Genomic DNA, 1,744 nt, shown 5'->3' on the forward strand with positions numbered 1-1,744 from the left:
CAAAGATAAGAAGCCAACCCCAAATCAGCCATAGCGTTGCCGTACGGAAAGGGCTTTTATTGCTGATGCCAGTACGTGCCATTAGTGGATATCCTCTTCTGGCAATACCCATTCCCAACCATCGACCCATGAGACTTTGACCGCCTCATTCAACTTATAATCAAAGCTTGGATCGTCTTCATCAAAAAATTCAGACGCTTTGATAACATGACCATTTGCCAGCTCAATAATCGAATCTAAGGTACTGCCTTTATAGTTACTTTCGATGACGTGACCCAGCAAGCCCGTATGTGTCAGATCTTTGGGATCATAAATCCGTAAATCTTCAGGGCGCAGTAATAAATTGACGATATCGCTGACTTGGACATCGTTGGCAAAATCGGGTCGACGCAGATTACGCACAGGCGTTGGTCCGTCTTGAACTTGTGCTTCGCAGACCTCGACTTCGATACGTCCATTAGTCACTTTGCCATCACGGTCGGGTTGGTCTGGATACACGCCTTTGACCTCTGCTTTGAAAAGATTAGTCTCGCCAATGAATTTGGCAGTAAATAAATTAGACGGTGTTTCATAAATCTCAATCGGTGTGCCAATTTGTTGGAATGTGCCATCTTTCATTACCGCAATGCGATCTGACATCGATAGCGCTTCTTCTTGATCATGGGTGACAAAGACAAAAGTAATGCCAAGCTCACGTTGCAGGCGCTTCAGCTCAGACTGCATTTGCAGACGCAATTTATGGTCGAGCGCCGATAAAGGCTCATCGAGCAACAGTAATTTGGGACGATTGATGACCGCTCGTGCAATAGCAACGCGCTGCTGCTGACCACCGGACAAATCTTGCGGGCGACGATTGGCAAGGTGCTCAAGCTGTACCATGGCGAGCATCTCACGTACCCGCGTTTGAATTTCATCTTTAGGAACTTTTTTTAGCTTAAGACCGTACGCTACATTTTGAGCGACGGTCATATGCGGAAACAGCGCATATTGCTGAAACACCGTATTGACCGGACGCTTATCAGCGGGCAAGCCTGCCATCTGTACGCCATCCAAATAAATCGCCCCTGCATTTGGCTGTTCAAACCCTGCAATCAGTCGTAGTAAGGTAGTTTTACCACAGCCTGAAGGACCGAGTAAGGTAATAAATTCACCATGCTTTATATCAAGGTTGATGTCTTTCAGAACCTCGGTATTGTCATAGGTTTTTTTTAGACCTGTCAGTTGCAGCAAAACCTTATCAGCGTTTGGTGACGCAAAAGCAGTAGGCGTAGATAACTTTGATTCGGTCATAAGGGTTCCTAAATTACCGACATAAATACCAAAATATCAATGTCAGTCTGAACGCTGTATACGTTAGATACGATGATTTAGTATGTTAAAGCGATGAGTTTAACGGGGGCTGGTCGCAGGCTATTATAACAAACCTTCACTATAAGTCAGCGCAAGTTCATTATAGGTTGGTTGACCCCTATAGTTATCTTGGAATGGCGATTAAAGATGAGTCTACGCTTTGTTAAATAGGCTAAGTAAATACCCTTAAATTAAATAATTTTTACCATTTTTTTGACTTTATTCCTATACAATTGGTTTGCGCATGACAAATATAAAGTGATTTTTATAAGTAAGAACTTAAGTGAGGTTTGCTTAAAGCGCCAAACGATATCGAGGAATTAGACTCTATGACAGGATGGTTATAGAGTAATTTACTATGTTAACCAGTTAAATTATCAAGGATTTCTTATGC

At 42.8% G+C, this 1,744-nt stretch carries 1 protein-coding gene; it reads right to left on the minus strand.

Annotated features, from left to right (window positions below):
* Positions 1-81: 81 nt before the first annotated feature.
* A complete protein-coding gene (gene potA / locus VLN09_RS05615; protein ID WP_325244489.1) occupies positions 82-1,290 on the minus strand; it encodes a spermidine/putrescine ABC transporter ATP-binding protein PotA in 1,209 nt (402 codons plus the stop codon).
* Positions 1,291-1,744: the final 454 nt, after the last annotated feature.

It is taken from the genome of Psychrobacter sp. (genome assembly GCF_035469765.1).
Taxonomy (GTDB): Bacteria; Pseudomonadota; Gammaproteobacteria; order Pseudomonadales; family Moraxellaceae; genus Psychrobacter.